We start from the raw sequence: 6362 nt of genomic DNA, 5'->3' as shown, positions 1-6362 counted from the left end.
TCGGCCATGCCCATTGGGGCACCGGGATGGCCGGAGTTGGCTTTCTGCACCGCATCCATACTGAGGACGCGGATGGCATTGGCAAGCACTTTACGGGAAGTCATGTTTTTACTCCGATCGGATAAAAAAACGCCGGTAATCAGTCAGAGGAACGCATTCTGCCTGGTCATGCAGCGGCGTAAAAGGAACCGGATAAATGTACCCCGATTGTACGGACGCTGTACATGCAGTAAATAGCGCTAAATCAGGTGTAAATACCCTGAACTCGGCAAGTTGAAGGACGCATCGATTTACATTTACAGACATTTCCCCTGTTATGGCTGACAAAAATCAGACATATTCATTGCAGCGCCTCATTATTTAACTAAACTACAACAATCAATTTCAAAGGGATTTAATTAATGAATAAGAGCTGCACTCTTCTGGGCGGAGCGATTGCCCTGGCCTTGTTGGCCGGTTGTCAGAATATGGATACCAATGCCCTGATGCAATCAGGCACCCAGGCCTTTTCGGCCGCCACCTTATCCGACGAGCAGGTAAAAACCCTGAGCGTGGAATCCTGCGCCAAAATGGACCAGGAGGCCAAGATAGCGCCTGACAGCAGTACCTATGCGGCACGGCTCAAAAAGATTTCCGCCGCCCTGGGCGACAATATCGAAGGCACCCCGGCCAACTATAAGGTCTACCAGACCTCAGATGTCAATGCCTGGGCAATGGCCAACGGCTGCATCCGCGTGTACAGCGGCCTGATGGACTTGATGACCGACCAGGAAGTCGAGGCGGTGCTCGGCCATGAAATGGGCCACGTGGCGCTCGGCCACAGCCGTAAAGCGATGCAGGTCGCCTATGCCACGACCGCCGCGCGCACCGCCGCGACCTCGGTCGGCGGCGCTACCGCAGCCCTTTCCCAGTCCCAGTTAGGTGATTTGGGTGAAGCCCTGGTAGGCGCACAGTTCTCCCAGCGCCAGGAAAGCCAGGCCGATGATTACTCATATGATTTATTGAAAAAGCGCGGTCTGAGCACGCAGGCACTGGTGACCAGCTTCGAGAAGCTGGCCAGCCTGGATAAGGGCAAGTCGAGCAGCATGTTTGATTCCCACCCGCCTTCCGAAGCGCGTGCCCAGCATATCCGGGACCGGATCGCTTCAGGCAAGTAACTGTCCGGCGGCATCAAAAAGGGCGGCATCGATGATGTCGCCCTTTTGTGTTTCAGCCGTCAGCGTCAGACTGCAGGCTTTATTTCTTGGCTGCCTGGATATACAGCATTTCCAGGGCCAGCGTGGCGGCGGCCAGCGCCGTGATCTGGGCATGATCGTAAGCTGGCGCCACTTCCACCAGATCCATACCAACGATATTTAACGATTGCAGGCCACGCACCAGTTTCAGTGCGCGATCGGAGGTCAGGCCGCCGATAACCGGGGTGCCGGTGCCGGGGGCGGCAGACGGATCCAGGCAATCGATATCAAACGTCAGATAGACCGGCATATCGCCGACAATCTGCTGCACTTGGGCCAGGATATCGTCGACGCTGCGATCATTGACCTGAGCGGCATCCAGTACGTTGAAACCATTATCCCGATCATACTCGGTACGGATACCGATCTGCACCGAACGGGTCGGGTCGATAAGGCCTTCTTTAGGTGCATGATAGAACATGGTGCCATGGTCAAATTTGGCGCCATTGGAATAGGTATCGGTGTGGGCATCAAAATGAACCAGCGCCATCTTGCCAAAATGCTTGGCGTGGGCGCGCAGCAGCGGCAGGGTCACATAATGGTCGCCACCGAACGACAGCAGGCGTTTACCGCTGGCCAGCAGCTGTTCCGCATGAGCCTGCAGCTTGTCAGTCAAGTCCTGGGCGTCGCCAAAATCATAGACCAGATCGCCGCAGTCAACGACGTTCAAACGCTCGCGGACGTCAAAATCCCACGGCCAACGGTTACCTTCCCAGGCCAGGTTGGTCGAAATCTGGCGGATGGCGCCCGGGCCATGGCGGCTGCCGGAGCGTCCTGAGGTCGCCATATCAAACGGAATACCGGTAATGACCCAGTCGGCATCGCTCTGGTAAGGATTGAATTCCAAGGGAAAACGCATAAATCCGAAGGCGTTGGACACCAGCGAATTATCATATTTATTAGCCAGGGTAGCGTTCATGGTTTGTCCTTCATTATTATTCATCTTCAAGGTAGGTATAACCGTATAGACCTGCCTCGAACTCTTCGAGGAACTCGGTTTGCAATGCGCTGTCCAGGTCGGTTTCCTTGACCTGGTCACGGAAACGCGTCAGCAACACATCCGGATCCAGCTGCACATAGCGCAGCATGTCCGCTACCGTATCGCCTTCGTCTGATTCGTTGACTTCAATGCTGCCGTCTTTGAAGACAAAAACATCCACCGTTGCGGTATCACCGAACAGGTTATGCATATTGCCGAGGATTTCCTGATACGCGCCGACCATGAAAAAGCCCAACGCCGGCGGATTATCAGGATCGTATGGCGGCATCGGCATGGTGGCGGCAATGCCGTCGCCATCGACATAATGATCAATGGTCCCGTCCGAGTCACAGGTAATGTCCAGTAGTACCGCGCGACCGACCGGCGGCTTGTCGAGCCCCTCCAGCGGCAGCACCGGGAACAGCTGATCTATACCCCAGGCATCCGGCATCGATTGGAACAGGGAGAAGTTCACATAAAGCTTATCAGCCATGCGCTCCTGAAGTTCATCGATAATCGGCCGATGGGCGCGGTTGCTCGGATCCAGCTGAGTCTGGATCCGCTGGCAGATATTAAGATACAGCTGTTCGGCCCAGGCGCGCTGCGTCAGGTCGAGCATGCCATGGGTATAATGGGTATGGACATCGTGCAGGTCCATCTGGCTGTCATGCAGCCACTCGCGCAGGGAGCGGCGATTAAGCGGTTCCTGCATTTCCTGCCAGGTCTGCCACAGGCTTTCCAGCGCGCGGGGCGCATCTTCAGCCGGCGGGTGAGGCTCGGTAAACTCGTTGCGCTCAACGCCTATCACGTTAGACACCAGCACGGTGTGGTGCGCAGTTACCGCCCGGCCCGATTCAGTAATGACCGTAGGATGCGGCAGGCCATATTCATTACAGGCGTCGCCAATCCCCCAGATCACATTGTTGGCGTACTCGTTCAAGCCATAGTTGGCGGAACAGTCAGACTGAGAACGCGTCCCTTCATAATCGACCCCCAGACCGCCGCCGACATCGAAGCATTCAATATTGACGCCCAGCTTATGCAGTTCCACATAGAAGCGCGCCGACTCACGCACCCCTGAGGCGATATCGCGAATGTTCGACAACTGCGATCCAAGATGGAAATGCAGCAGTTGCAGACTGTCCAGACGGCCTTTGCTGCGCAGCAGTTCGACCAGTTGCAGCACCTGAACCGCCGCCAGGCCAAATTTGGATTTTTCACCGCCGCTGGACTGCCATTTACCCGATCCTTGCGAGGCCAGACGAGCACGTACACCCAGGCGCGGCACCACGTTCAGACGTTCAGCCTCTTCCAGCACCAGCTTTATCTCGGTCAATTTTTCAATCACCAGATAGACTTTATGGCCGAGCTTTTCGCCTATCATCGCCAGGCGGATATATTCCCGATCTTTATAACCATTACAGACAATCACCGTACGGGTCATGCCGGCATGAGCCAGCACCGCCATCAGCTCGGCTTTGGAGCCGGCCTCCAGGCCCAGCGGTTCGCCTGAGTTCACCAGCGACTCAATCACCCGGCGGTGCTGGTTTACCTTGATCGGATAGACCAGGAAATAGCCGCCCTGGTAGCCAAACGACTCGCGGGCGCGCTTGAAAGCGCCATTAATAGAGCGCAGCCGGTGCTGAAGGATTTGCGGAAAGCAAAACAGCGCCGGCAGCCGCTGACCGTCACGCTGCCGTTCCTTTACCAGTTCGGCCAGATCGACTCGGGCCTCAGGATAGTCAGGATCGGGGCAGACGCTGATATGGCCCAGCTCATTGACGTCATAGTAGTTATTGCCCCAATGGGTGACATTGTAGGTTTGCAGCATTTTGCTGGCATCGCTGTCATTCATTGCTACCTCCTGCATGGAACGCATATTGTCCTGGAGTCCGGCTCGGCTCGGCCCCTGCTTGTTGTTACCATCAGACATGGTGACACACTCTTGATTTCACGTTGATGATCCTGTTCACCGGGTTATCGGTACCCGACACCTGGAGGTTGGGGGTCAATAAAAAACGCTGCGGGATAAGGTCATTACCCGCGACATCATTACAGTAATTGTAAAACACCTTGATGAACTCCGTGGAACGGGATGAAAAATAGCCGGATAAATGAGCCGGATGAACGGCCTGGGCCACCGCCTTCAGCAGGCTGATAAAGCGGTGCCGGCCCGGGGATCCCGGCAGGCGCAGCCAGAGCGGAAACGTCGACGAAAAACAGTGATGATGGCAGAGGGAGCAATGGCGTAAAGGCGACGCTCATGGCCAGCAACGGGGTTGGACAGTGCCGGTAGATTGCGGATCATTAACTGCGTCACCTCCAGAAATACCGTCGTTGTCGCGGTGTGCATCGTGTGCCAGATAAAAGCGTTACCTGATGTAAATGTGCGGCGATGGAGCTGCCCTTCGCCAGCGCCGGATTTATACCGCCAACCCTGGCAAAAAGCAAAATGAAATTCACCCAGGCCGTTATTTTACCGGCGATTATCGCAGTTTCGGAGTAACCCGATTAACAAGCTGACAAAATTCAGCTTAAAAATCGCTGGTAATCGGTCAGCGGCGTACCTTAAAATAGCCATCCAGAAGTTAATCCATCTATACGGGTTAACTGTTTTACTGCTAAACACGTTTTCCGGGGAACGTCCAATGACGCGTAACGTCATCATCAGAACATCGCTGTTTTACTGATGCCCTCTCCCCAGCGCTACGCAGTCATTTGCAACCCGTACTAAGGTAAAAAAAGCCATGGCCAAACATTTATTTACGTCCGAGTCGGTGTCAGAAGGGCATCCCGATAAAATCGCCGATCAGATTTCCGATGCGGTGCTTGATGCCATCCTCGCCCAGGATCCCAAGGCGCGTGTTGCCTGCGAAACCTATGTCAAAACCGGTATGGTGTTAGTCGGCGGTGAAATCACCACCAGCGCCTGGGTTGATATTGAAGAACTGACCCGCAACACCATTCGCGAGATTGGCTATATACATTCCGATATGGGTTTTGATGCCAATTCCTGCGCCGTACTCAGCGCCATCGGCAAGCAATCACCCGATATCAACCAGGGTGTTGACCGGGCTGATCCCTTGGAACAAGGCGCCGGCGACCAGGGACTGATGTTTGGTTACGCCACCAATGAAACAGAAGTGCTGATGCCGGCCCCTATCACTTACGCTCACCGCCTGGTCGCGCGCCAGTCACAGGTCCGTAAAAACGGTACCCTGCCCTGGCTGCGTCCCGATGCCAAAAGTCAGGTCACTTTTGCCTATGACAATGGCAAAATCGTCGGTATCGACGCGGTGGTGCTATCTACTCAGCATTCCGAAGAGGTTTCTCTGACCACCCTGCAGGAAGCGGTCATGGAAGAGATCATCAAACCGGTACTGCCGGCTGAATGGCTCTCGGCCAGTACCAAATTCTTCATCAACCCGACCGGCCGGTTTGTCATCGGCGGCCCGATGGGCGACTGTGGCCTGACCGGACGTAAAATCATCGTCGATACATACGGCGGCATGGCCCGTCACGGCGGCGGCGCGTTCTCCGGCAAGGATCCGTCCAAGGTTGACCGTTCAGCTGCGTATGCAGCCCGCTATGTGGCTAAGAATATTGTTGCCGCCGGCCTGGCCGATCGCTGTGAAATTCAGGTGTCTTACGCCATCGGCGTGGCTGAACCGACTTCGATTACCATCGAAACGTTCGGCACTGAAAAGATCTCGACCGACAAGCTGACCCAGCTGGTACGTGAATTCTTTGATTTACGTCCTTATGGCCTCATCACCATGCTGGATCTGCTGCAGCCGATTTATCGCGAAACGGCGGCCTATGGCCACTTTGGTCGTGAACATTTCCCATGGGAAAAGACCGACAAAGCGGAACTGCTGCGCGACGCTGCTGGTTTAAAATAACTTAGCCTGCCAAAAACAAAACTTCATCTACACTAGAAACGGTAATCCAAGGGTTACCGTTTTTTTTTGTCATGAATGAAAACGATTACAGCCGTTAAATCCTGTATTTACAGTCATATATAAATCATGGTTATTATTATAATTGATTTTGTTACGTCTATTTTCAGCTGGTGACGGTCTATCGGAATTTTCCGACTTCATCAGGGCGACTTTTCTGCTGATATGCGCGGCTGCAGGTATGTAAAA

The 6362-nt window shown here is 54.4% G+C and carries 6 protein-coding genes; 2 read left to right on the top strand and 4 right to left on the bottom strand.

The genetic code is table 11. The features are described from left to right. Positions 1–104, bottom strand: a 104-nt coding sequence (locus tag EDC52_RS11675; protein ID WP_131864046.1) for a hypothetical protein, incomplete at its 3' end; no start/stop codon positions are given. 297 nt (positions 105–401) lie between these two features. Between EDC52_RS11675 and loiP the strand changes: the two genes are divergently transcribed. Then, positions 402–1157: a metalloprotease LoiP gene (gene loiP / locus EDC52_RS11670; protein ID WP_131865489.1), complete on the top strand. Its 756-nt coding sequence runs from the start codon at positions 402–404 to the stop codon at positions 1155–1157. Positions 1158–1236: 79 nt separating this feature from the next. On the opposite strand, the gene speB is transcribed toward loiP, so the two are convergent. From speB to EDC52_RS11655, 3 genes are all read right to left on the bottom strand, one after another. Further along, positions 1237–2154: an agmatinase gene (speB, locus tag EDC52_RS11665; RefSeq protein ID WP_131865488.1), complete on the bottom strand. Its 918-nt coding sequence runs from the start codon at positions 2152–2154 to the stop codon at positions 1237–1239. Positions 2155–2170: 16 nt separating this feature from the next. Further along, the gene (gene speA / locus EDC52_RS11660) at positions 2171–4147 is read right to left on the bottom strand and encodes a biosynthetic arginine decarboxylase (protein ID WP_131865487.1); all 1977 of its coding nucleotides are present in this window, start codon (positions 4145–4147) and stop codon (positions 2171–2173) included. 213 nt (positions 4148–4360) lie between these two features. Further along, entirely contained in the window at positions 4361–4567 is a 207-nt protein-coding gene (locus tag EDC52_RS11655; RefSeq protein ID WP_131865486.1) for a hypothetical protein, read from the bottom strand. Between the two features lie 394 nt (positions 4568–4961). Here EDC52_RS11655 and metK point away from each other — a divergent pair, with 394 nt between their 5' ends. Continuing rightward, positions 4962–6116 carry a methionine adenosyltransferase gene (gene metK, locus EDC52_RS11650; RefSeq protein WP_131865485.1) on the top strand — a complete coding sequence of 385 codons (1155 nt, stop codon included), beginning with the start codon at positions 4962–4964 and terminating at the stop codon, positions 6114–6116. Positions 6117–6362: the final 246 nt, after the last annotated feature.

The organism is Biostraticola tofi (genome assembly GCF_004343195.1).
Classification (GTDB): Bacteria; Pseudomonadota; Gammaproteobacteria; order Enterobacterales; family Enterobacteriaceae; genus Biostraticola; species Biostraticola tofi.
This window is presented reverse-complemented; position numbering and strand designations above follow the sequence as displayed.

Bases quoted from the DNA above. Each gene is read 5' to 3' on its own strand.
- loiP (WP_131865489.1), top strand. From the start codon at position 402: ATGAATAAGAGCTGCACTCTTCTGGGCGGAGCGATTGCCCTGGCCTTG.
- speB (WP_131865488.1), bottom strand. From the start codon at position 2,154: ATGAACGCTACCCTGGCTAATAAATATGATAATTCGCTGGTGTCCAAC.
- speA (WP_131865487.1), bottom strand. From the start codon at position 4,147: ATGTCTGATGGTAACAACAAGCAGGGGCCGAGCCGAGCCGGACTCCAG.
- EDC52_RS11655 (WP_131865486.1), bottom strand. From the start codon at position 4,567: ATGCACACCGCGACAACGACGGTATTTCTGGAGGTGACGCAGTTAATG.
- metK (WP_131865485.1), top strand. From the start codon at position 4,962: ATGGCCAAACATTTATTTACGTCCGAGTCGGTGTCAGAAGGGCATCCC.